The sequence below is a fragment of the Cupriavidus basilensis OR16 genome (assembly GCF_000243095.1).
GTDB lineage: Bacteria > Pseudomonadota > Gammaproteobacteria > Burkholderiales > Burkholderiaceae > Cupriavidus > Cupriavidus basilensis_D.
The window spans coordinates 1-1,241 of sequence record NZ_AHJE01000328.1 but is presented as its reverse complement, the minus strand read 5'-3'; the positions used below and the strand labels follow the sequence as shown (position 1 = coordinate 1,241).

Below are 1,241 nucleotides of genomic sequence, written 5' to 3'. Positions count from 1 at the left end.
AGTGGTCCGGCTGATGAACGCCGGCTGCGGCGAGCGCGAGGTGCTGGCATCGCTGGCGTTGCCGCCGGAGCTGTTCGACCAGCCGTGGATGCGCCCGGCCTACGGCGACCCAAGCTACATTGCGCGCGATATCTATCGCTCCGAGAACGGCTGGTGGGACCGCAACCCGACCTCCCTGCATCCCGCCCCACCCGAGCGCGCGGCTGCGGAGATCGTCGCGGCCATCGCCGACCACGAGGCGTTGATCCGGCATGCCGAGGCGCTGGCGGATCGCGGCGAAACCCAGCTTGCGCTGCATGTGATCGACGTGCTGGCCACCGCGCGCGGCGATTCACCCACGCTGGCCAGGGCCCGCTCGCTCAAGGCGCGCTGGTTGCGCGAGCGTGCGGGCCAGGTGCGCAGCTACGTGTCGCGCAGCCTCTACGCGGCGGCGGCGGACATGATCGAGCAAGGCACGGGCCATGCCTTTGGCATCCGCTGATGCCTCCCACTGCGGGTGCGCCATGTTCGCGCCTGCCGGCATGCCAGCGCCGGGCAGGCCGCGCTCGGCGCGTGCCGGTGCGGATGCCCGGCCTGCCCCTAGACGCGGAAGTCCGCCGCCATATCGGCATCCGTACGCGCTTCCAGCCGGCCCGACCTGCATGCCGCGACGAACGCATCGTAGTCGCGTTCGACCTGGTCGGCATAGCCGTTTGAGTACGCCACGATGGCCTCGGCCATCGCGTCGCTGCTGCCCAGGTAGCCGCTGATCTCCAGCGCCAGGCCGCTGGCCTTGGCGTGGGCGCGCGCCAGTATCCAGCCGCACAGTGCCGCATATTCGCCCAGCAACTCGGCGTCCATCAACTCGATCTCCGGCGAGAGCTTCATGTCGCGCAACTGCCGCACGTAGAAGTGGCGGCCGAAGGGGCCCGTCGTTCCAGCCCAGGAACACATCGCTGGCGGCCTGCATCAGCCGTTGGCCTTCCACTACGCGCCGGCCCTCATGCGCCACCGGAGCGGACTTGAAGTAGCGGGCAATCACCGACTGGTTGGCCTGCTTGCTTTGCAGGAAGAGCGGCTTGCCGTGGTTGTCGATCATCAGGATGACCAGGCAACGGGTGCCGACACTGCCCACCCCCACCACCTTGAAAGCCATATCGTGCCGCGTGAAATGGCTCAGCAGTTGGCGCCGGTCCGGCGCCAGGGTGTTCAGGTACGCCTTGAACGCCTTGTCGATCGCCTTCTCCCTGCTGCCGATCGTC

At 68.5% G+C, this 1,241-nt stretch carries 1 protein-coding gene and 1 pseudogene; one reads left to right on the top strand and one right to left on the bottom strand.

What is annotated here, in order from left to right; all coding sequences use genetic code 11:
* A partial coding sequence (locus tag OR16_RS38965; RefSeq protein ID WP_043423188.1) for an alkyl sulfatase dimerization domain-containing protein occupies nucleotides 1-481 on the top strand: 481 nt, incomplete at its 5' end.
* A 98-nt stretch (nucleotides 482-579) separates the two neighbouring features.
* Here the strand turns inward: OR16_RS38965 and OR16_RS38960 are convergent.
* Nucleotides 580-1,241, bottom strand: a pseudogene (locus tag OR16_RS38960) (DUF2252 family protein); the annotation flags it as partial.